The organism is Rufibacter roseolus (assembly GCF_017916365.1).
Classification (GTDB): Bacteria; Bacteroidota; Bacteroidia; order Cytophagales; family Hymenobacteraceae; genus Nibribacter; species Nibribacter roseolus.
In genome coordinates this window covers 1,499,924-1,524,194 of record NZ_JAFMSU010000001.1, presented here as the reverse complement: position 1 = coordinate 1,524,194, position 24,271 = coordinate 1,499,924, and the positions used below count along the sequence as shown (strand labels likewise).

The following is a 24,271-nucleotide window of genomic DNA, read 5'->3' as shown; positions in this document are numbered from 1 at the left end:
GCGTGTGCTTAGCTCAACAGCACGTTGCGGAAACCATCAATGTTTTTCACGGCCGCGCCGGTGCCCCGCACCACGGCTCTTAACGGATCTTCCGCAATGTGGATAGGTAATTTGGTTTTGGCGGCCAGACGTTTGTCAAGCCCTCTGAGCAAGGCGCCCCCACCAATCAGGTGGATGCCGTTGTCGTAGATATCGGCGGACAGTTCTGGTGGCGCAATCTCCAGCGCTTTAAGCACGGCCTCTTCAATCTTAGACACCGATTTATCCAGCGCAATGGCGATTTCCTGGTAGGTCACCTTAATTACCTTAGGGATACCGGTCATCAAGTCGCGACCTCTGATCTCAAAGTCAGCGGGCGGGTTGTCCAGCTCCGTAAGCACGGCGCCTACCTCTATTTTGATTCTTTCAGCGGAACGCTCCCCAATCAACAGGTTGTGCTGACGGCGCATGTGGTCCAGGATATCTTTGTTGAACACGTCACCGGCCACCCGGATAGACTGATCACACACGATCCCGGACAAAGCGATCACGGCAATCTCAGTTGTACCGCCTCCTATGTCTACCACCATGGTACCCACGGGCTGTTCCACGTCAATACCGATCCCAATGGCTGCCGCCATCGGTTCCTGGATCATCCAGACCTCACGGGCATCGGCGTGCTCGCAAGAGTCCTTTACGGCGCGTTTCTCCACCTCGGTAATCCCAGATGGGATACACACCACCATGCGGTAAGAAGGCTGGAACAGGCGTTTTTTGCCTTTGTCAATCATTTTGATCAAACCCCTGATCATCATCTCGGCGGCAGTGAAGTCCGCGATCACGCCGTCTTTCAAAGGACGGATGGTCTTGATGTTCTCATGGGTTTTCTCGTGCATCTGCTGCGCCTCGCGGCCCACAGCCAGCACCTTGTTGGTTCTCCGGTCAAGGGCGATGATGGAAGGCTCGTCAACTACAATTTTATCGTTATGAATGATAAGGGTATTGGCCGTACCCAAATCAATGGCTATATCAGATGTGAAAAAATTAAATAATCCCATTATTTGTCAGTCGTGCACTCACCGTTAGAATGCTATATATGAAATTTATTTACTTAACCAGGTACTATAATGGCGCAAAATTACGTATTTCCCGCTAATAATTACGCTTGAGCATGAGACAGTTCTGTTTTCTGTCTTTTTTCCTGAAAAGAGCCCAAAAACATGGCTGTTTTACTTCCCTCCTCTCGGGGTTTGCCCGTCCTGTAGCGCAATGTACCTCAGAAAACCAGCATCCGCTCTCTTTCTATACCACCATTTTCCTCTGTAATGCCATAATACAATTTTACTATCTCCTACTCATATAACATCGGCGACTAGTACAATTCAAACAAGCAGTGCCTATACCTCAGAACGAATGGCTATTAACTCGCTCAGGGTCAACACTACACCAATGAACCCTACCCTCTCCTCCTGCGCGACACAGTTACCCTAGAAAAATACCCGGGTTCACCTCCTGCCCGCCCTTATCCGGAAAAGCTTATATCACCCTAACTTTCGTTTCCCTATGCCAAAGTTTTATGGTTGTTTTTTAGAAAACAGGTTAAATCGGCATTTGGACTTTTCAACGGGAAGCAAAAAGCCCGGCTGTCCAAAGAACGGCCGGGCTTCTGGAATATTCCTTTAGGATAGGATTAATGTTTGAAATGGCGCACGCCAGTCATGACCATGGCCATGTTACGGGCATCGCAGGCATCAATGGAGTCTTTGTCTTTGATAGAACCTCCGGGCTGCACCACGGCGGTGATTCCGGCTTCGGCGGCGATCTCCACGCAGTCAGGGAACGGGAAGAACGCGTCTGAGGCCATCACCGAACCTTGCAAATCAAACCCGAACGAGCGGGCTTTCTCAATGGCCTGACGCAAAGCATCTACCCTTGAGGTTTGACCCACACCGCTGGCCAGCAATTGGTTTCCACGTGCCAACACGATGGTGTTGGACTTGGTATGCTTGCAAACCTTAAGCGCGAACTCCAGGCCTTCCACCTCTTCCGGTGATGGAGCCCGCTGAGTCACGGTTTTGAAGTCGGCGGCGGTTTCAATGGCCAGATCTTTGTCTTGCTCAATTACGCCGTTCAAGAGGGTTTTGAACAGTTTACTTGGCAACTGAACCGGCTTTTGGCGCAGCAGAATGCGGTTTTTCTTAGATCTAAGCAGTTCCAGGGCATCGACGTCAAAACCCGGCGCAATGAGCACCTCGAAGAACAGTTTGTTCAGTTCCTCGGCGGTAGCAAGGTCCACGGTTTTATTCACTATGATCACGCCCCCGAACGCCGATACTGGGTCACAAGCAAGTGCGTTCACGTAGGCCTGGTGCAGAGAATCAGCCACGGCCACGCCACAGGCATTGGTGTGTTTCAGAATGGCCACAGCCGGTTGGTCAGCAAACTCAGCCATGAGCAACACAGCGGCGTCTACGTCCACTAGGTTGTTGTAGGACAGCTCTTTTCCGTTCAGTTTCTCAAAAAGAGCCTCTAAATCGCCGTAGAAGTATCCTTTTTGGTGCGGGTTCTCGCCATAACGCAAGGTTTGACTCGTGCGCTCACTCTGCTTGAAGGCCGGGGCCAGGTCCTGCTCTTTGCTCAGGTAGTTGAAGATGTGGGTGTCATAGTGCGAAGACACGTCAAAGGCTTTGGCCGCGAAACGCTTGCGGTCGGCCAGCTCGGTGCTGCCGTCTTTGGCCTGTAGCAACCCTACCACCTCACCGTATTGCTCGCGCGAAGACACGATCAAGACATCCTGGAAGTTCTTGGCCGCGGCGCGGATCAAAGAAATCCCCCCAATGTCGATTTTCTCAATCACGTCTTCCTCTGAAGCTCCGGAAGCCACAGTTTCCTCAAATGGGTACAGGTCTACAATCACCAAGTCTAACGCCGGGATCTCGAACTGCTCTACTTCCTGCTGATCTTGCTCATGACTCCGGCGGTGCAGGATTCCCCCGAAGATCTTTGGATGCAGGGTTTTCACGCGTCCCCCGAAGATAGACGGGTAATCAGTGACGCTGTCTACGGCCACCACCTCAGCGCCCAGGCCTTCCAGGAACGTCTGGGTACCACCAGTGGAGTAAAAAGTAACGCCTTGTTTCTGCAACTCGCGCACCAGCGGCTCCAGGCCGTCTTTGTAGTACACCGAGATAAGGGCAGATTTGATTTTAACGGAATTCATATAGTTAGAAAATGTAGGTTCTGAAAGGAACTGGCAGGCTTTGGCCCAGCAAAAGCCTGGACACAGCAAGACTGTCTCCCAATTTCACAGACTGGGACTTAGTATTATCTCTAATTGAATTAGAAGGGCAGAGCAGACCAGAGAAGGCCCGCAGTTGACACGTAAGCAGCAGTGAGAGCAGGAGAAAGGGCCGTGTCAGTCGCTTCATCTCTTTCTTCGGGGTTAGGCTGCGGGCGTTTCGGGGCTGTTTTTGCCGGACGTGAGCAATTCCTCCACTACGCGGGGCAAGTGCCGGTGCTCCAAGGTGAGCACGCGGGCCGCCAGGGTCTCGCAGGTATCATCGGGGTGCACGGCGCAGAACTCCTGGTAAATGGGCGCGCCCTCATCATAATGCTCGTTCACGTAATGGATGGTGATGCCGGTCTGGGCTTCCCTTGCATCTATCACGGCCTGGTGCACGTGCTGGCCGTGCATGCCTTTGCCGCCAAACTTGGGTAACAGCGACGGATGGATGTTGATGATCTTGTTGGGGAAAGCCTGCACAAAGGCAGCCGGCAATAGCCAAAGGAAACCGGCCAGCACAATCAAGTCAGGCTCGTAGGCCTGTACCTGCGCCTGCACATCACCCGCCTTCAAAGACGCCCGGTCAAAGATTACAGTAGGCACGCCAAAATTCTGGGCCCGCTGCAAGGCAAACGCCTCCGGGTTGTTGGAAAAAAGGGCCACCACCTCAATATGCGCGTGGTCTTCAAACTGCTCCAGCAGGCGCTGGGCATTGCTCCCGGAGCCGGAAGCGAAAATGACGATGTTCTTTTTCTTTGCGGAGGTACCCAAAACTGCTGGTGCTGTCAATGGAAGAGCAAAGATAGTGTTTCTGGGGTATTTTCCGGTAAACCGGGTGAAAACGTTTGAAATGGTGGTTTGCGTGCTCCCTCAATCCCTGGTTCAAGTCTGTGACTTGGACCTACCATAGCCTGCAGTTTACAACCGCAGTGAGGCGTTAGCCTTAAAACCACTTAGGAGATATTACTTCCTACCGCCTGCCTACAAAGCCTCATTACTGCAGCCGCGCTCTGCGGGCGTTTGTCACTTTTCTCCTTGATGAGAAAAGTAACCAAAAGAATCAAGAAGCCTCAAACTCGCTGACGCTCGGACAGTGAGGCTTCAATCAAGGTACCACCTGGCTAAAGCTATCTGTTCCATAGTCCACGCAGGCCACTGCCACCTGAACAGTTCATCCGTGCGGCAGGCCGGGCCTCGGCCTCACTGTAGGCCTTCGCCCCGGCCTGCCGCAGGTGCCTTTTTCCGTATCAATCTGTCATTATACATGGTTCAAGTCTGTGACTTGGACCTAAAATGATCGGCAGTTTGCAACTGCCATGAGGTGAGAGCCTCAACCAAAGTTTTCAGATAAAAGAAGCAATAAGGAAAACTAGATGTAAAGCAGCGCTTTTAAGTCGTTTTTACTATAACAGCTCCGAAATGGAAAAGGCAAAGATTTAAGCTTTTAGTCTGGGCATGGCGGTGGGGACTTGCTTGTTTTGGATGGGCTGGTGGGCTTGCATCCGGGGCTTTTTCTCAGTGAGATATTTCCAGTAGCGCTTGGGCATGTGGCGGAGGTGGAGTTTCTGATTTTTCCGCTCGGGGATGTTCACGTGATCAAAGTAGACTTGCCAGAGTTGCTGGTACAAGGGCTCTACCGAAGTGAGTATCTCGGGGGAGAGCTGTCCTTTCCGGAGACCCAGGGGCGCATCTTCCAGGTAGACAATTTGTACGCTCTGCAGGTCATAATACGCGCCGTACTGCCGGCGCACGTCATAGATAAGCCAGTGTTGATCGGCGTAGCGCTTTTCAAAGTGAGACACCACTAAGGGGAGCACGTTGAAGTCCGGGCTGATGGGCGCGATAAAGAGACCGTCTTGCGTACGCTGGAACCGGATGAAGGCTTCCATGCGGTGCTTCTCCCGGAACATCTGCTTGCCCACGGCCGCCATTTTCTGCACGCAGGGCTCGGAAAAGTTTTCTTCAACTCCTTCCTGAGTACTTGAGAAAACCATCCGCACGAACTGGAAGATGAGCATCTCAAAGCCGGACTGTTCCCAGAGGTAGGCTTTGTACACGTTTTCCCAGGCGGCTTTTGACAGCTTTTTGCCCAAACCCTCCCAAACGCGTTTGGCCTTGTCTTCTTGGGTAGGCACAAAATGGTGCTCCGCGAAAATACCGGGCGGCGCCTCGCCTTCGCGGCCTATCTGGGTAGGCCATTCTTTACGCTCATACGCTTCAAACACCACCGTCAGGAGGCCTTCAAAGGAACCGTCATAGGTATAGAAATGCATGGGCGCTTTTAACTGGTTAGGAGGCGATGCGCACAGAGGAGCGGCGGCCGTTGTTTTCGTGGCGTTGGGCCGATAGTTGACGCAGGTACGGTACCAGGGTGCTGAGTTTGCAACGGAAAGATACTGGGGCTACGGTCTGGCGGTTGGCTACTGTTGGCATAATGGTTAATGATCTATGAGGTTTTACAAAAACAATTCTTTTTCTCTTGTGCGGAGGAAGGTTTTCAGGCTTCTGGCTTTCTAGCCCGCTTGCTGAAACAGGTCCATTTGGCTGCCCCACAGGCTGGCCCGGCTCCCCTTCTCCCCAAAAATGATTCTTCTCCGGATGGCTTCTTCGTCCCATTCTCTCGTCTCCAAACTGCGCCCTCCGCAGGTGATAAAATATTTGGCCCGTTTCAGCACTACGCCTATCTGACGCAGGTGCTCCCACGTGAGGTGGGAGAAGCGGCGGGCCGCCACTATCTTCTTCGCAGACTTAATCCCGATGCCGGGTACCCGCAAAATCATCTCGTAATCGGCGGTGTTGATCTCCAGTGGGAACACGTGCCGGTTGCGCAAGGCCCAGGCCAATTTGGGATCAATCTGAAGGTCCAGCTGCGGGTTCTGTTCATCCAGCAGCTCGTTCACCCCGAAGCCGTAGAGCCGCACAAGCCAATCGGCTTGGTACAGCCGGTTCTCCCGGATGATGGGCGGCGTACTGATGATGGGCAGGCGGCTGTCCGTGACAACCGGCACGTAACCTGAGTAGTAAACCCGCTTAAGGTTGAAGTTCTGGTACAGGCCATCGGCGAGGGTCATGATCTGGCGGTCAGTCTCGGCGGTAGCGCCTACAATCAATTGGGTGCTCTGCCCGGCCGGCGCGAAGGAAGGTGTTGACTTGAACAGCTTCTTTTCCTCCTTCACCAGCACCAGTTGGTCTTTGATATGGCCCATGGGCGTGAGCACCTCCTTGAAGTTCTTCTCGGGCGCCAAAGACTGCAGGCTCTCCTCGGTGGGCAACTCAATGTTCACACTCAGCCTGTCGGCGTAGAGGCCGGCTTCCTTTACCAGTTCCTCGCTCGCGCCCGGAATGGTTTTGAGATGGATGTAGCCGTTGAACTTATGCTCCAGGCGCAGTTTCTTGGCCACCCGCACCAGACGTTCCATGGTGTAGTCTGCGTTCTTGAAAATGCCCGAGCTCAGGAACAGTCCTTCTATGTAGTTGCGGCGGTAGAAATTGATGGTCAAATCCACCACTTCCTGCACCGTGAAAGCGGCGCGCTTCACGTCGTTGCTTTTCCGGGACACGCAGTAGGCGCAGTCAAAAATGCAGAAGTTGGTGAGCAATATTTTTAGCAAAGACACGCAACGGCCATCCTCGGTATAGCTGTGGCAAATACCCATGCCCTCGGCGTTGCCTAATCCTTTGCCCTCGTTTTTGCGTTTACCGCCGCTGGAAGAGCAGGAAACATCATATTTGGCTGAATCTGCCAAAATACTTAGTTTTTCTAGAAGCGGAGTCTGCATATGTTATGCTATTTAAATCATTGAATACGTTAGCAAGTTACAGCTCATGGAGTTAAATAACTAATAATTTTAGCCACAATTTATCAACAGGGGTGTGGATAAAGCTAATATAAATAGCAAAAATGACGCTATTGTGGTTCTAAGCAGAATTTGCCGTATTTTAGGGATGGGTAATAGGGTATGAAGACAGCCGCAAGATTTTCTGTGCACGCACAAATGCTATTTCTGCTATTGATGGCAGGATGGTTCAGCTGCGTTTGTGCACAGGCGCAGGTGGTCTCCCCTCCTTCCACGCAACCCTCCCTCTACCCGCCACTGGAAGACACCACTGATAACAAACAGTTCCTGCAGTCCCTGAAGCGCATAAGCCAGAAGAAAACGCTGTTTGGCCGGGCCGTAAAAGCCCTGGTGGTCTTTAAACCGCGCCGGATTGAGGGGCCCGTGGAAAACACCCTGCTGCCGGCTACCCATGCGCAACACAACTACAAAGTTGTCCGGAGTATCTATTTCAAAAGGCTGGATGCCTTTGGCTATTCTATCAACGATACCCTGGCCCTGCCCGATAACAGCCTGGAGCGCCTGGGCAATGCCCTGCACATGCGCACGAAACGGAACCTGCTCCGGAACCAGATCCTTTTCAAGGAAGGCGATTTGCTGGAGCCCCTGGACTTGTCAGAATCTGAGCGTTTGCTGCGCCAGACTGACTACCTTTTAGATGCCCGGGTGCTGGTCAATGACTCCACCTCCACCAAGGACAGCATTGACGTAGTCATTGTCACCAAAGACGTGTTCAGTATCAGCGGCTCGGGCTCGGCCAGCACCTCGGGTACCCGGCTGGGCCTGCGGGACATCAATTTCATGGGCATCGGGCACCAGTTCAGAACGAACTATCGCTTTGGTTTGTCTGAGCCGCAGACCTGGCAGTTCCTGGGCAGCTACTACATCCCCAATATATCGCACACCTTTATCTCAGCGGAACTGCTCTACCAGAACACCCATTACTATAAGCAGCAGAGCCTTAGTTTTAGAAGGGACTTCTTCTCCACCGATACCAAATATGCGGGCGGGGCTTCTGTGGCCTGGTACCAGACCCTTATACCAGATTATTACGAACAAGGCGAAGGAGAAAACGGCGAGGGCGGGGAAGGTCAGGTCATCAACCACATCCCGTTGGACTATAATATCCAGGACTTCTGGATCGGGCGTGCCTTCCGGCTCAAGTCCTATGACTTGGCCATGGACAACCCCACGCGGCTTATCACGGCTGCCCGGTTTATGAACATCCAATACACCCAGGGCAGCGGCCCCACTATCCAAAGTGCCCGCCTTTACCTTACCGCTTTTGGCTTCAGTTTCAGGAAATACTACAAAGACCAATACCTTTTCGGGTTTGGCCGTACCGAGGATATCCCGGCCGGGAACCTGATCGCGCTTACGGCAGGCTTTGAGGACGGTGCCCAGAAGAACCGGATGTACCTGGGGGTGAAAGCCGCGTTCGGCAAATACCAGCCTAATTTTGGTTATCTGTACGGAGGGCTGGAGTACGGCAGTTATCGGTATCAGAATTCCTGGGAGCAAGGCGTGCTCACTTCAGAGGCTTTGTACTTCACGCCCCTGTACCGCCTCAGGAACTGGCGCTGGCGGCATTTCCTGTGGAACCGCGCCTCCTTGGGCATGCGCCGCCCCGATCTGTTTGCCCTGGACATTGACCAGGAAGACGGCATCAGGGGGTTCAGTTCAGGGGCCGTGCGGGGTTACCGCAAGTTCGTCCTTAACTACGAGACCAACTTCTTCACCCCCCTCACGCTGCTGGGCTTCCGGTTGGCTATCATTGGTTTCGCAGATCTGGCCTGGCTTACCAGCATCCAGAACAAATCACCCCTGAAAGAAAAGCCTTATACCGGATTTGGCATGGGGCTGCGGTTTAGAAACGAGTTCCTGCCTATTAACACCATTCAGGTGCTGCTGGGGTATTACCCGCGTCTGCCCCTGGTCAATAACCAGCAGGATTTCAAACTGTTCCAGACCACCCGGCAGTACTATGAATTCAATGACCTGCGCTTCACCCAACCCCTGATCTCCGAATTCAGGTAAATTTCAGCCATTTCCTTCCAATCATTTTTGAATTTAACACCCGGCATAAACAATATAACTATAAAAAGCTTATATTGACCTAATCTGAGAATATGGTCCGTTTTGCAAAAAACAGGCTGAAAACGTGGTTAAAATTCAAAAGCGCTGGAAATTGAGATTTTACCCCCATCTACGCTGGAGCATCTGCCTGTTAGTGCTGCTTCTTTGCGCCTTCTGTTCTGTAGCCCAAGTCACCTCTAACAAAGGGCGGGACTTTTGGGTGGGGTACATGGCGCACATCCAGAATGAGTCTGGCCCGAACCCACCGCAGGGCATCTCCAGCATGAACCTGTATGTCACCTCAGACGTGAACACCACGGTACAGGTAACCGTTGGCGCAGGAGCCGCCACCACGCACCAGGTTTCCGCCAACTCCGTTACTGTCATTCCGGTGAGCCCCTCGGTGGCATACGTGGGTTCCAGCGAGATCATTGAGAACAAGGCCATACACGTGACTTCAACAGAGCCGGTGGTGGTGTACTCACATATCTACCACTTGAATAAATCCGGGGCCACGCTGGTGTTGCCGGCCAATACCCTGGGGCGCTCCTATTACGCCATCGGCTACAACCAAACCCAGTACCTGGATGCCCGGGCGGCCTCCCAGCTCATGGTGGTGGCCCTGGAAGACAACACCACCTTGGAGATCACGCCTACCGCCGAGACCCTGGGCGGCCAACCCGCCGGAAAGCCCTTCTCCCCTAGTCGGCCCTTGATGAAAGGTGAAGTATACCAGGTGCGCTCCCTGCGAGACCTTACCGGCACCAAGGTAGAGTCGATTGATTCAGGTATAGGCTCCTGCAAACGGATTGCGGTTTTCTCAGGCAGTTCTTACACGGCTATTCCGGAGCCCTACACCTGCCCCGGCCAGTTCAGCGGGGATAACCTGTACCAGCAGCTTTACCCGGTGAGCGCCTGGGGCAAAAACTTCATGACCGCGCCCTTCAAGAGCCGTACCTCGGGAGACATTTACCGGGTATTAGCCTCTAAAGACAACACCGTTATTACGGTGAATGGCCAATCTGTGACCAAAAACAGCGGTCAGTATCATGAATTTGAGAACTCCATCGCCAATTATATCACCACCTCAGAACCGGTGCAGGTGACGCAGTACACCAAATCGCAGCTCTGCGACGATGTGCCCAGCGACCCGGAGATGGTGCTGATCAACCCGGTGGAACAGACCCTCAAAAACATCACGCTGTACTCTTCGCCTTTCTTCCAGATTTCCAGCCATTACATTAATGTGACCATGAAAACGGCGGATATCGGGAGTTTCCGGTTAGACGGGCAGCCGGTGGCATTCACACCTGTTCCCGCCAATCCCGCCTACTCTTACGCCCAAAACACGGTGTCCTCGGGGAACCACACCCTTACGGCAGACCAGGGCTTCAACGCCATTGCGTACGGACTTGGGAACGTGGAATCCTACGCCTACTCGGCGGGCGCGAATGTGACCAACCTGAACCAAAACATCACGGTAGCCTCAGACAGTATCTGCGAGGGGCGCAGCATCCGGTTCAAGGGATTTGCCGTGTATGAGCCGTTGGCCTGGAAATGGTATTTCGGGGACGGCACCACCTCCAGGGAGCAGAATCCCACCCACGCTTTCCCCAGGGCCGGCAAGTTCAATGTGTCCCTGGTCACTACCAAATCAAACGGCAACGACTGTGACTCGCAGGATTCCACTAATATAGAGGTAGAGGTTCTGCCCAACCCCGAGGCAGGTTTTTCCTATGCAGTGGCCTGCGCCAATGATAGCACCCGCTTCACAGACCAAAGCAAAGTCACCACCGGCGACAGCATCACCCAATGGCGCTGGAACTTTGGGGACGGCACCACCTCCCGGAAGCAGCATCCGGCCCACCGTTTCAAAGCCCCCGGCACCTACAAAGTCACCCTGTCCGTCACGAACCAGAATTTCTGCGTCGCAGACACCACCAGGGAGGTCACCATTTTTGCCCCGCCGGCGGCCCGCTTCAGCGCCTCCCAAACGTGTGACAAAGAATCCATGGCTTTCCAGGACCAGACCACGGTGGCGCAGGGACAGGTAGTACGCTGGGAATGGGATTTTGGGGACGGCACCCCACGCAGCACGGAGCAGCACCCGCGACATGTCTATGCCGGAGTGGGCAACTACACCGTGAAACTCAAAGCGTTCTCAGACCAGGGTTGCCAGGATTCCACGCAGCAGACGGTAGTCATCCACCCCCGGCCCGTAGCCGCCTTTACCCTGCCCGATCTCTGTGTGAAGGACGAAGCGGTTTTTGTAAACCAATCCACCCTGGCCTCTGGCACCATGACCTACCGCTGGGATTTTGGCGATGGCACCAGTTCCACGGCGCCCGCACCCCGCCACCGTTATACCGCCGAGGGAAACTACACGGTGAAACTGGTGGTGACGTCAAGTAAAGGCTGCCAGGACAGCGTCTCGCATACTTACACCATCAGCGGCGCGGTGCCGGTTCCGGGGTTTACCGCTTCTTCTTTCTGCCAGGAGCAGGGCATGGTTTTCCAGGATGCCAGCACCATCGCTTTCGGGAAGATCATCCGGCGGCAGTGGACGTTCGGCGACGGCACTTCGTCTGAGGAAACAAACCCCACTCACCAGTACGCCAAACCGGGGACTTACCAGGTGCAACTGCGGATATGGTCGGGGATTGTCTGCGAGGCTTCGCTTACCAAAACCATTGTGGTCTTGCCCAACCCAGCGGCTGGCTTTACAGTGGCCAATGTCTGTGAGGGTACGCCAGCCCGTTTTACCAACACCACTCAGGACCGAGGCAGCGGCGCCCTCACCTACCGGTGGGATCTCGGGGATGGCACTACTTCTACCGAGGTCAGCCCTACGCACCTGTACACGGCTCCCGGCACCTACACGGTAGGGTTAACGGTGAAAGGGGCCAACTCCTGCGAACAGACCTTCACTTCCACCATCACCGTTTCCCCAACCCCCAAAGCCGATTTCTCGCCCACCGTGGGCTGCCTCGCGGATGCGGTTTCTTTCCAGGACATGAGCAGCCTGGCAGGCGGCCAGCTTACCGGCTGGGTCTGGGACTTCGGGGATGGGTCATCGGCGGCAACCCAGCACGCCACGCACAAATATGAACGGGACGGTACTTACCAGGTCAAACTCACGGTCACTTCTGAGTTGGGCTGCACCCATACCATCAGCAAAGCGGTTTCCATTGCCCCGGCACCGGTGGCGAAAGCAGGCCCGGACCAACTGCTCTGCGGATTCACCACCGTCACCCTGGAGGCCAATATTCCGGCACCGGCCACGGGCCAATGGACGGTAGTGCGGGGCACCGGCGGAAACTTTGCCAACCCGGCCAGCCCTAAGACTACTTTCACCGGCAACCTGGGCACCGATTACACGCTCCGCTGGACAGTGAGTAACAGTCCTTGCGCCAGCGCTACAGATGAAGTGGAAATCAAACTGCAGCCTACCCCCAAAGTAAATGCCGGCAAGGACATCCTGCTCATTGAAGGCGAGAGCATCAAATTGGAAGGTAGCGGGGAAGGTCAACTTACCTGGTCTCCAAACACCAACCTGAGCAACCAGAACATCGGGAACCCGGTGGCCTCTCCGCTGGTGACCACCACCTATTATCTGAGCACAGTTTCAGTGGCGGGCTGCCCCAACGTGGACAGCATGGTGGTGACGGTGATCAAGCGGCTGCAAATCCCTTCGGCGTTCTCGCCCAACGGCGACGGCTCCAATGACACATGGGTTCTGGAAGGAATCCAGGATTACCCGCACATCAATATTGAGATCTACAACCGATGGGGCCAGCAGGTGTACTCCACGCGCGGTTATCCCAGCCCGTGGGATGGCAAACGCAACGGCGTTGATTTGCCCATTGGCGCTTACTACTACATTATTGACCCAAGCAACGGGCGGCCAAAGATCACCGGACCGCTCACTATTCTGCGCTAAGCCCAGAGCCTATGAGAAAGAACAGCTACTTCCTGCTTTTCCTGCTCTGTCTCCCGCTCTCGGGATTGGCACAGCAGATTCCGCACTACAGCCAGTACATGCTCAACCCGCTGCTCCTGAACCCCGCCGTAAGCGGCACCGACAATTATCTGGACGTGCGGGCCGGCTACAGGAACCAGTGGACGGGCCTGGAGGGGGCGCCTACCTCCTATTACCTGAGCGCGCACATGCCCCTGGCCCGCATGGATTACCTGAGTCCGCCTACTACTTTCCGGCCCCAGAACGCGGTGAAGGGCAAGTTCAAGAACCAATGGCGACCCGAGTACCGCAACAACGCCCAGAAAACGCGTCCGCACCACGGCATTGGCATTTTGATGCAGGCTGACAAAGCCGCAGGCCTTAAACGTACCGAGGTGCAGCTGCTTTACGCTTACCATCAGCCGCTCACCCCTCACCTAAAATTGGCAGCCGGGGTGGCAGCGGGGTTCACCCAGTTCGGGCTGAACCGCGAGATGCTTTCCTTCGGCACCGCCGGAGACCCGGTCATGAACGCCGATGAGTACAACCGCCTGCTGCCCAGCATTGGGGTGGGCGCGCTGCTCTACAGCTCCCGTTTTTACCTGGGCGCTTCCGTGGCCCAGATTCTACCCACCCCCTTCAGTTTCCGGGAGACGCGGTCTACCGTACCAGCGAGACAGCAGCGGCATTTCTTCGGGCATACCGGATACCGGCTGGCCGTGAGCAGTTTCCTGAGCGTGACCCCCTCAGTGGTGGTAAAATACGCATCTCCTAGTCCGCTATCCGTGGATCTGAACACGAAGGTCTTCTGGCGAGATCAGTTTTGGGTGGGTGGCTCTTACCGGTTGCAGGATGCGGCGGTGCTCACGGCCGGCTTCCAGTACAAGCACAAATTTCACCTGGGCTACGCCTATGACCTTACCACCTCAGGGCTGAGTCAAGTGAGCTATGGATCTCATGAACTGGTGCTGGGCCTCATGCTCCGCAACCGCCGCAGCATTTACTCCCCGTCGCAGTACTGGTAATCTGTTTTGGGCTTGGTTTTGTAAAATCGGGCTCTAAACGGCAAAAAGGCATTCTGAAGAATATTGGTCGTTGGTGCTAATACTAACAACGACGATATCCAGGATTTCCCTCCTAGGAGGGGCAGGGGTGGGTTCCTTGTGGAATGACGCCTGGAACTTCTGAATCGGGGTACCCGGTTTGAGGCTATCGCCTCCCTGAATTTGCAAACTCCAGCCCATGATGGGCCCAAGTTGAAAACTTGAACCAGAGAAGATGTATTTACAGATGTAGAGACCAGGCACCGCCTTGTCTCCCGCGTGTCCTCCCCAATAAGCTGAAACTACAAAGAAAAGGCACCCACAAGAGGTGCCCCTGCATCCGCCAAAGGCCAGAGCGTTATCATCTGCTAGCCATATTCCTCCATTAAACTCCACCTGCTTTTAGCCTGTTTTTAACGAAACTGCCCCTAAACGGATTTCCCGAGACAAAGTTTTGCTAACGCTTGATAGGTGCCGTATAGATTTTCTACCTTTGTTTCAAGTTTTAACCCACTTCTGGTATGCTGCATTTAGGCGATTATAACTTTCTGGAGATCCTCCGCGAATTAGAACACGGCATGTATTTAGGTTCTGAGGACGGCGATGTGCTGCTACCCCGCAAGTACGTACCAGAAGACGCGCAGGTAGGCGACATGATTTCGGTGTTCGTGTACCGCGACTCGGAGGACCGCCTTATTGCCACCACCCTGGAACCGAAAGCCAAAGTAGACCAGTTTGCCTGCCTGCAGGTGCGGGACGTGAGTAACTTCGGGGCGTTCATGGAATGGGGCCTGGAGAAGGACCTGTTTGTGCCTTACCGCAACCAGCACGAGGATCTGCACGTGGGTCAGTGGGCCTTGGTGTACGTGTACCTTGACGAGAACTCAGACCGCTTGGTGGGCTCCACCAAGTTGGGCCCTTTCCTGAACTATGACCCCATTGAGTTGGAAGAAGGCGACGAGGTGCAGCTGCTCATCGGGCCGGAAAAGGCGCTGGGCTTCCAGGTTATCGTGAACAACAAATACCTGGGCATGCTGTACCGCAACGAGGTTTTCCGCAGCCTCACGCCCGGCGAGTACACCCAGGGCTACCTCAAGAAAGTGCGCGAAGACAACAAGCTAGACGTGAGCCTGCAGAAGCAAGGCTATGACGAAGTGCGGGAAGCTTCTGAGGTCATCCTGGCCCGTCTGCGCGCCGAGAACGGCCGCCTTCCGCTCACTGACAAAAGCAGCCCGGAGCTCATCTACCAGACACTGGGCATGAGCAAAAAAACCTTCAAAAAAGCCATTGGTGCCTTATATAAACGTGGCGAGGTGCAACTATTGCCAGATGGCATTAGTCTTTTGGTTAGTTCCTGATCTGTCTTTCTACAACCTGTCTCACATAAAACCATGAAATACGTCTGTCTGCTTTTGCTTTGTCTTTGCAGCACCTTCTTCACCTATGCCCAGGCTCCAAAAGTCACAAAGCAAATCACCGCAGTCAGAACTGCTACCCCACCCAAATTAGACGGCCTTCCAGACGAAGAAATCTGGAAACAGACAGAACCCGCCACCGGCTTCACCCAGATGGCCCCCGCCAACGGCTCACCTGCCAAACAGCAGACCGAGGTGCGGGTGCTGTATGACGATGAGGCCGTGTACGTGGGTGCCATCCTCTTTGACACCGCCCCAGACTCCATCCTTTCCCAGCTGAGCCAGCGCGATGGCGGCCAGGTGAACGCTGATATGTTTGGCGTGTACTTTGACACCTACCTGGACAAGCAGAACGCCTTTGGGTTTGAGGTTTCCACCGCCGGCGTGCAGACCGATTTCAAGGCCACCAGCAACGGGAACGAAACCTCCTGGGACGCCGTCTGGCAGAGCGCCGTGGCGCGCCATCCGCAGGGTTGGAGCGTGGAGCTGCGCATTCCGTATTCAGCCATCCGTTTCCCTAAAAAAGACGTGCAGACCTGGGGCATTAACTTCTGGCGCTCTACCCGTAGGTATAAAGAAGAAGCCTTCTGGAATTTCGTGGACAGCTCTATTCAGGGTTGGATAAACCAGTTTGGCGAGGCGCACGGTATCACCGGCCTCAAGGCTCCTTTGCGCTTGTCCCTGATGCCGTATCTGTCAGGCTACGTAGACCATTTTCCGGAGGACCAGCCCGGCAAAAAAGACCTCAAAACCACCGTCAATGGCGGCATGGACATCAAATACGGGATCAACGACGCCTTTACCCTGGACATGACCCTGGTACCGGATTTCGGGCAGACCCAGTCAGATGCGCAGGTGCTCAACTTATCTCCGTTTGAGGTGCGTTTTAACGAAAACCGGCAGTTTTTCACCGAGGGCACCGAGCTCTTCAACAAAGCCGGGCTTTTCTACTCGCGCCGCATAGGGGCCCAGCCCATGAATTATTACAACCTCTCCTATGACAAGGAGCGCTACGGCGAACAGGTGGAAGTAGTGGAAAACCCCGAGAGAACCAGCCTGGTCAACGCCACCAAAATATCCGGCAGAACAAACAAAGGCCTGGGGATTGGCTTGTTCAACGCCGTGACCCGCAACACTTACGCCACCCTCAGAAGCGGGCTGACGAATGAGGAGTTCAGGGTACTCACCGATCCGGTGACGAACTACAACGTGCTGGTGCTGGACCAAAGCCTGAAGAACAGTTCCTTTGTGACGTTCACCAACACCAACGTGACCCGCGGAAGTGGTTTTTACAACGCCAACGTGACGGGCCTCATGACCAAGCTCACGAACAAGAAGAACTCCTACACCCTTAACCTATCGGGGAACCTGAGTCAGCACTACAACAAAGGAGAACTCCCCGTAGGCACCGACAAGGTGGAACTGGGTCACGCCTACTCGGCCACCTTTGGCAAGACCAGCGGAAATTTCCAGTTCAGACTAAGGCATATCGCCGAGAACCACACCTATGACATCAACGACCTGGGTTACCTTGACAACAACAACTCCCGCGAGTCACAGGCTTTAGTGGCCTACAATTTCTACAAGCCCTTCTGGAAGCTGAACAACGCCTACAACGCGCTGGGGGTGCAGCACCGCATGCTCTACAAGCCGGCTGCCTTCACCCAGCTAGCGTATTTCCTGGAGACCAATGCCACCACCAAAAATTTCATCTCGTTTGGGTACACCATTGTCTGGCTGCCCAAAGACGGCTACGACTACTTTGAGCCCCGCTCTTACAAAGACGGGGTTCCTGATCAGAAATGGCGCAAACCTGCCGGGTGGGAGGTAAATTCATACATCTCCAGCGACTACCGCAAGAAGTTGGCCGTAGACCTGGACTTTGGTTTCTATTGGGCTCCTGAGTACAGCGAAATGGACAGATGGCTTGGCATCAGCCCCCGGGTACGGGTCAATGACCACTTGCAGTTAGTGTACGGCGTCCGCTACAATGACACCCCACGCGGGTTCGGGTTTGCCGGCAACGGGGTACAGGACAGCATTTTCTTTGGTCGCCGCAAGGTGAGAACCGTAAGCAACACCCTTACGGGCACCTACATTTTCAACGCCCGCACCGCCCTTAACCTCAACATGCGCCATTACTGGTCTAACGCCACATTTGACAAGTATTACCTGCTGCAGGAAGACGGCAATGGCCGCCCGCTGGATTACCGCCCGGCCTCTCCCTCTGCCAATGCCCGTAACTTCAACGCCTTCAACATTGACCTGGTCTACAGTTGGCGTTTTGCCCCGGGCAGTGAAGTGAGCGTGGTCTGGAAAAACGCCATCTATGACAGCACGGTGCCAGACCGCCCCGATTACTTCCTGAACCTCAGGAACACCCTGCACGCTAAACAATTGAATAGTTTCTCCGTTAAGGTGCTATATTACCTTGACTACCAAGTGCTCAGAAGAGCCCTTAAAACCTAACCCGGAGATATGGTATCTGCCAAAGCTGCTCTTATTGCTGGTGCCAGCGGCCTGGTAGGCAGTCACTGCCTCAAACTGCTGCTGCAAAGCCCACGTTACAACAAGGTAATCTCCGTGGGCCGCAAGAAACTGGACGTAGAGCACCCCAAACTGCAGCAGATCATCGTGGATTTTGACAATCTGGAGAAGCACCGTCACAGCCTCATCGCCGATGACGTATATTGCTGTTTAGGCACTACTATTAAAAAAGCAGGCTCAAAAGAGAAGTTCCGGCAGGTAGACTACACCTACGTGGTGAACCTGGCCAAAATCACCTCCTCCCACTTCGCCACCCAATTTCTGGTAGTCTCCGCGCTGGGTGCAGATGCCCATTCCCGTATCTTCTACAACCGGGTGAAAGGTGAGATGGAAGAGGATGTGAAAAAGCTGCCTTTTACTGCCGTGCACATCTTTCAACCCTCATTGCTCTTAGGCGAGCGGCAGGAATTAAGGCTGGGCGAGAAAGCCGCCGAAGTTTTCATGAAGGGAGCGGGTTTCCTGTTCAATGGCCCGCTGCGCAAGTACAAAGCTATCCACGCCCAGACTGTAGCCAAAGCCATGCTGGAGGCCGCTAAACAAGACGGCGGCGGGGTGCTGGTCCACCCTTCTGAGCAGATGCAGCGGTACGCCTGAAACTGATTGCTGATTATTAATGGTTGTTTGCTCCTTTAGCGGAAGCGTTTTGCGTCTGTTTTCCAGAATACAGGCACAAAACTGAGGGAATAAAGAATAGACATTCACAGAGCAAAACTTAGATATCTTCTCTACTCCCCTAAATCCAGAGAATCAAAGCCCCTGTCATAAATCGTGGAAAGCCGTTTACAAAAACTGCTAGAAACCCTGTTTAAACAGCCTTTAACTCCAAGATATTGGGACAAGCATTTCTCCCTCTTCTTAAATCTTCTTGGGAACTGAACTGTCAGAAAATCAATCTTAGGATCATTTGTAAAGTTCCTTTGCTAGAGTTAGGTAAGTGATAACCTACAATATACAAAGAAGTAAGTATTGTATATTATACTTTATCAAGATAAATTTGACCCATTATCAATAACATTTATAATTTTGCTAGAGCATCCAGAAAGGTTACTACATCTAAGTAACCCTTGAATCCTTTTGCCTTTTACGGAACAAGTATTAAAACACTTCAACACAGATACATATTTTATTTGATATTAACAAAGCCGCTTACAACAATTTTATTCACTATTAGCAACACTATTTACAAGAATGAAAACCTTCATTAGCGCCGCTGTTTACAAAAACAATACAACAATTCTTATTTTCATCTTACAACATTATTCATCCAAAAATCCACTTAATTAATAAATTTTATCAACACCTAACTTACCTTTTAAAAACAATTAAACTACAAACCTTCAGGACAAACACAAACAATCAAAGCATCACCTAACCAAAGTCGATTTTCATTTTCTTTTAAGAACCACCGCAATTTCAGACAGAGCATCTGATGATTTTTCTTTTGGATTATCAGGAGTTATAAAATTATTAGAAATCAACTTTAAACTATCTGAACTTAACTGATAGGTACACACCCAAACCATATCATTTTTAAAGTAACTGATGGTATTACCACTAACTCTGAATGGGAAAACATCACAGGGATTTCCTGAACCAGAAACATATACCTCAAGTTTGTCTTGAGAAAACTTAAAAATAGCCCCTTGTTTAATAGACTTACAGAGAGGCAAGATAGACAGCGGGGTATTTGCTTGTTCTATCACCACCCAAGTACCCATAAGGGAGGCGGTTTTTGGCTCATTCGCTTTGGAAACACTTGCACTATCAGAGGCAGTACAGCTTAAAGAAATGAGCACATAATAGCCAATCAAAGAATACAATACAGTCTTATACCTTTTCATAATAAGATCCTTACAATTCAACAAACAAAATCAACACACTCAATTAGAACTACATTCCTAATTACAAATCTCACTATTACCTTATTTAATAAAGCAACTCTTACAAAAAAACATCAACATAAGTCTATTCACATAGACTCAATTTACTACACCATTATAACCTTTACCTCAAAACAAAAACAGCAATAGTTAACATACAATCATAAAACATCTCACCACATACTCATTTATTTAGCACTGAATAGAATTACCTAAAATAATAAACAATCCCCTTTTTAATTAAACTAAATATTTATGAAAAAATTCTATCTATTTCTATCAACTTTGCTATTTACATGGGTCACAAGTTCTGCCTTCGCTCAGGCGCCCATCTATATCGGAAAATTAAAAGATATAGCTGCAACTTATAAGACAAAGGCGCAACAAGCCAATACCTCAGGGACACCTGGCGCCCAGGTTAGCCACCTACTTCCAGGGGGCAAACCTCTAACACTTAAATTGAAATCAAGTAAGTTGGAAGGGGTTGCCTCCTTATTTTACGGAGAAGTCTCTGACTCAAGATACAGTAGTTTCAACCTGGCCGTGAGCGGTCGCAACGTTTCTGGTTCCATCATCATGAGGGAGGAAAAAAGGCTTTTCCGTTATTCTTCCACTCCAGATGGATCAGTTTACCTGACAGAAGAAGACATAGACAAGGTGCTCTGTGTGGGCATACCCAAAGATGAGAAAAGAAAGGAAAAGGGGCGGGTTGAACCAGCCCAAGCACCCACGGTTGCAACCGCCGTTCCCATCCTTCAAAGTCTGCCTGGAGCCGGAGCAGTGCTGTACCTTGACTTTGATGGCCAAACCGTTTCCAACACCCTATGGAACTCAAACTTCAACAGCGGCAACCCCATTGTGGCAGCGCCTTCTACCCTGAGCGAAGCTGAAATAACTGAGGCATGGAAACTGATCAGTGAAGATTTCCGTCCCTTCGCCCTCAATGTGACCACTAGTGAAGCCGTTTTCAATAGCGTTCCCGCTAATCGCCGCATGCGGGTGATCTTCACCCCTACAAACTATTTTTACCCTAATGCGGGAGGCGCGGCTTACGTTGGTTCGTTTACCTGGGCAGGCACCTCCTACGGTGAAACACCTTGCTTTGTGTGGAATACTAGCATAAAGGGGGCCGGAGAGGCAGGTACCCATGAAGCCGGACATACGCTTCAGTTATCACATGATGGCCGAACCAACCCGGTTGAAGGTTATTTTGAGGGACAAGGCTCCTGGGCGCCCGTGATGGGGGCAGGGTACTATGTACCAGTAGTGCAGTGGAGCAAAGGCGAATACCCCTATGCCAACAACACAGAAGATGACTTATCTAAAATATCTACCCTAAATGGTTTTGGCTACCGCCTAGATGACCATGGCAACACCTCTACAACAGCTACCCCGTTGGTTGTAGGAACCAACGGAGATGTTTTTGCGGATAATAACAAAGGAGTCATTTCCACCCGCACCGATGTGGATGTCTTTTCCTTTACTTCTCCTGGTGGATTGACAGCCCTTACCGTGAGTCCTGATCCCAGCCACCCTAACCTGGACATCTCACTTACGCTCCGTAACTCTGCCGGCACAGTAGTAGCAACTGCCGATCCTTCTACCCTTGCAGCATCCCTGAGTACGACCTTAGCAGCCGGAACCTATTACCTATCCATTGATGGAGGCACCGGATCATTGGGCGCCAACTCTGACTATGGCTCTCTGGGTTCCTACTCCATCGCCTCCTCCAGCTACTGCATTCCTCTATATGCCACAAGTTGTTCTAGTCTGGATTTCATAAACAACTTTAGCTTCAATACCTTGGTAAACAACAACTCTGGCTGTGGCAGCGGAACCGCAACCGGATACACTAACTACGCCCCTAGCGGCACTTTTACCACCGCTGTAAACAAAGGCGTAGCTTATAGCCTTAAACTACAGTCTGGAACATCTTACCCTCAGGGGTTTGGCGTCTGGATTGATTATAACCAAGACAAGGACTTTGATGATGCGGGCGAGTTTATATACGGCTCACCCTCAGCCACTACCAGTCTTTTAACCACTAACGTCACCATCCCCACTACGGCAACCCCAGGTACAACCCGGATGCGGGTAAGAAGCCGGTACAATGCCACCCTCACCAGCACCGAAGCCTGTAGTTCATTTGCTTATGGTGAGGCTGAGGATTACACCATTTCAATAAGCTTTAATACCTCTCCTACCGTAAGCCTTACCGCACCGGCAGCAGGAGCTGTTTTCATTAACCCGGCCGCAATCAATATCACCGCCAACGCTGCAGACCCAGATGGTACGGTAGCCAAGGTGGAATTCTTTGCAGGAACTATTAAACTGGGTGAAGACCTCACGGCCCCCTACTCCTACAGCTGGGCCGGAGCTGCCGCTGGCACCTACTCCCTCACCGCCAGGGTGACAGATAATCAAGGCAAGTTTACTACTTCATCTTCCAAATCAATCACGGTGAAGACCACAACTCCTCCTACCGTAAGCCTGACTTCTCCCATAGCGGGATCAACTTTCTCCGTTCCTGCTACCATCACCATTAATGCCAACGCCGCAGACACTGATGGGACCATAGCCAAAGTGGAGTTCTATCGCGGGACAACCAAGCTGGGCGAGGATTTGACAGCACCGTACTCCTACACCTGGACGGGAGCAACTGTTGGCACCTATTCCCTCACCGCCAAGGCCATTGATAACATAGGAGCAACTGCTACTTCAGCTGCCGTATCTATAATAGTTACAGACAATGCCGCTCCTACTGTCAGTTTGACTGCGCCAGCTGCCGGAGCCATTTTCACCATTCCGGCAACTGTTACCATCTCCGCCAACGCCGCAGACCCTGACGGCACGGTAGCCAAAGTGGAGTTCTATGCTGGATCTACCAAGGTGGGCGAGGATTTGATTGCCCCCTACTCCTACAGCTGGACCGGGGCTGCGGCTGGCACCTACTCCATCACCGCCAAAGCAATAGACAATCAAGGGAAGGCTACTACTTCTTCTGCCAGATCTATTACCGTTGCCGGAAATGCGGGCCCTATTGTATCAATCACCTCACCTACCGCCGGAGCTACCTTCTCTGCACAAGCCACCATCAACATCACGGCTAACGCCACAGATCCAGATGGAACAGTGTCAAAGGTGGAATTCTATGTTGGAACCACCAAACTGCGCGAAGACCTTACCGCCCCTTATTCCTACAGTTGGTCTGGAGTAGCCATGGGCACCTATTCCCTTACAGCCAAAGCAACTGATAACCTGGGCAAGGTGACCACTTCAGCCGTTGTTTCGGTTACAATTACCAGCTGTGCCCCTACTTATACCATGGGCTGCTCAGACGGGGATTTCATCAACAACTTCAGCTTTAACACCCTAGTGAACGACAACTCAGGCTGCGGCGGCGGAACTGCAACAGGATACACCATCTACCCTGCTTCAGGAACTTATACTACCGCCGTTACGCCGGGGCAAGCCTACACGCTTAAAGTACAGTCAGGGGCGGCTTATCCGCAGGGACTAGGCGTCTGGATAGATTACAATGGCGACAGGGATTTCAATGATGCGGGCGAGTTTGTGTACAAATCCTCTTCCGCAACAACAAGCCTTTTAACGGCCACCATCACCATTCCAACCACCGCCGTAGCAGGTCCAAGGCAAATGCGGGTTAGAAGCCGCTACAACGCCATCCTGGCCAGCACCGATGCCTGTAGTTCTATCTCTTATGGCGAGGCCGAAGATTACACCATCACCATTAACACCCCCACTACTCCTACGGTTTCCGCTATCAACTCGGCAGTAAGTGAAGCGGGATTACAAAGTGGATCCGGCAATACTTTACGGGTATATCCTAACCCATTCACTGATGACGCTACGATTGAATTTGCTTTTGCCCAGGATGAAGAATATAGTGTAAAGATCTATAGTGCCAACGGCACCTTGGTTAAAACGCTCACCACAGGTAAAGCAAAGGCTAAATCAATCATGCAGGTTAAATGGGTAGATAAGCAGACGGCAGCAGGTTTGTATTTTGTACGCCTGGAGTCTAAACAAGGGGTGCAAACCCTAAGGGTCATGAAGAGGTAGGTTTGGTTACTCCTTCTGATTCATGAACATCTATAAGTCCTTGGCTCCATAAGCCAAGGACTTATCTTTTTGCCTTCAAGTAATTAATTTGAAGGGGAACAGACTTTGAAATGGCTTGTCAAGTTCCCATGAAAAGCAATTACTCAACATTAGAACTTGGCTGCGCGTAAA

14 protein-coding genes are annotated in these 24,271 nt (G+C 52.3%); 7 read left to right on the top strand and 7 right to left on the bottom strand.

Annotated features, from left to right (window positions below):
• Positions 1-8 precede the first annotated feature (8 nt).
• The 6 genes from J3P35_RS06040 to J3P35_RS06015 all read right to left on the bottom strand — a co-directional run bounded on the left by J3P35_RS06040 (position 9) and on the right by J3P35_RS06015 (position 7,041).
• On the bottom strand, positions 9-1,037 hold the full coding sequence (locus J3P35_RS06040) for a rod shape-determining protein (protein WP_210463440.1): 1,029 nt from the start codon (positions 1,035-1,037) through the stop codon (positions 9-11).
• A gap of 632 nt (positions 1,038-1,669) precedes the next feature.
• Complete coding sequence (purH, locus tag J3P35_RS06035; RefSeq protein ID WP_210463439.1) at positions 1,670-3,199, bottom strand: bifunctional phosphoribosylaminoimidazolecarboxamide formyltransferase/IMP cyclohydrolase; 1,530 nt, start codon at positions 3,197-3,199, stop codon at positions 1,670-1,672.
• A gap of 222 nt (positions 3,200-3,421) precedes the next feature.
• Positions 3,422-4,033 (bottom strand): phosphoribosylglycinamide formyltransferase, encoded by a 612-nt coding sequence (gene purN, locus J3P35_RS06030; protein ID WP_210463438.1) that lies wholly within the window; start codon positions 4,031-4,033, stop codon positions 3,422-3,424.
• 665 nt (positions 4,034-4,698) lie between these two features.
• Entirely contained in the window at positions 4,699-5,535 is an 837-nt protein-coding gene (locus J3P35_RS06025) for a TIGR03915 family putative DNA repair protein (RefSeq protein WP_210463437.1), read from the bottom strand.
• Between the two features lie 16 nt (positions 5,536-5,551).
• Entirely contained in the window at positions 5,552-5,695 is a 144-nt protein-coding gene (locus tag J3P35_RS06020) for a hypothetical protein (RefSeq protein ID WP_190300266.1), read from the bottom strand.
• Between the two features lie 80 nt (positions 5,696-5,775).
• Positions 5,776-7,041, bottom strand: coding sequence for a putative DNA modification/repair radical SAM protein (locus tag J3P35_RS06015; RefSeq protein WP_210463436.1), 1,266 nt, complete (start codon positions 7,039-7,041; stop codon positions 5,776-5,778).
• Positions 7,042-7,275: 234 nt separating this feature from the next.
• Here J3P35_RS06015 and J3P35_RS06010 point away from each other — a divergent pair, with 234 nt between their 5' ends.
• The 6 genes from J3P35_RS06010 (at position 7,276) to J3P35_RS05985 (ending at position 18,731) form a co-directional block, all read left to right on the top strand.
• Positions 7,276-9,135: a hypothetical protein gene (locus J3P35_RS06010; RefSeq protein WP_210463435.1), complete on the top strand. Its 1,860-nt coding sequence runs from the start codon at positions 7,276-7,278 to the stop codon at positions 9,133-9,135.
• 151 nt (positions 9,136-9,286) lie between these two features.
• Entirely contained in the window at positions 9,287-13,114 is a 3,828-nt protein-coding gene (locus J3P35_RS06005) for a PKD domain-containing protein (RefSeq protein WP_210463434.1), read from the top strand.
• Between the two features lie 11 nt (positions 13,115-13,125).
• The gene (locus tag J3P35_RS06000) at positions 13,126-14,157 is read left to right on the top strand and encodes a PorP/SprF family type IX secretion system membrane protein (RefSeq protein ID WP_210463433.1); all 1,032 of its coding nucleotides are present in this window, start codon (positions 13,126-13,128) and stop codon (positions 14,155-14,157) included.
• A 539-nt stretch (positions 14,158-14,696) separates the two neighbouring features.
• Entirely contained in the window at positions 14,697-15,533 is an 837-nt protein-coding gene (locus J3P35_RS05995) for a CvfB family protein (RefSeq protein ID WP_210463432.1), read from the top strand.
• Between the two features lie 33 nt (positions 15,534-15,566).
• On the top strand, positions 15,567-18,059 hold the full coding sequence (locus tag J3P35_RS05990) for a DUF5916 domain-containing protein (RefSeq protein ID WP_210463431.1): 2,493 nt from the start codon (positions 15,567-15,569) through the stop codon (positions 18,057-18,059).
• 9 nt (positions 18,060-18,068) lie between these two features.
• Positions 18,069-18,731, top strand: coding sequence for an oxidoreductase (locus J3P35_RS05985; RefSeq protein WP_210463430.1), 663 nt, complete (start codon positions 18,069-18,071; stop codon positions 18,729-18,731).
• A gap of 791 nt (positions 18,732-19,522) precedes the next feature.
• Here J3P35_RS05985 and J3P35_RS05980 read toward each other — a convergent pair.
• Positions 19,523-19,978, bottom strand: a complete 456-nt coding sequence (locus tag J3P35_RS05980; RefSeq protein ID WP_210463429.1) for a hypothetical protein — start codon at positions 19,976-19,978, stop codon at positions 19,523-19,525.
• A 498-nt stretch (positions 19,979-20,476) separates the two neighbouring features.
• Here J3P35_RS05980 and J3P35_RS05975 point away from each other — a divergent pair, with 498 nt between their 5' ends.
• A complete protein-coding gene (locus J3P35_RS05975) occupies positions 20,477-24,100 on the top strand; it encodes an Ig-like domain-containing protein (protein ID WP_210463428.1) in 3,624 nt (1,207 codons plus the stop codon).
• Positions 24,101-24,271 lie beyond the last annotated feature (171 nt).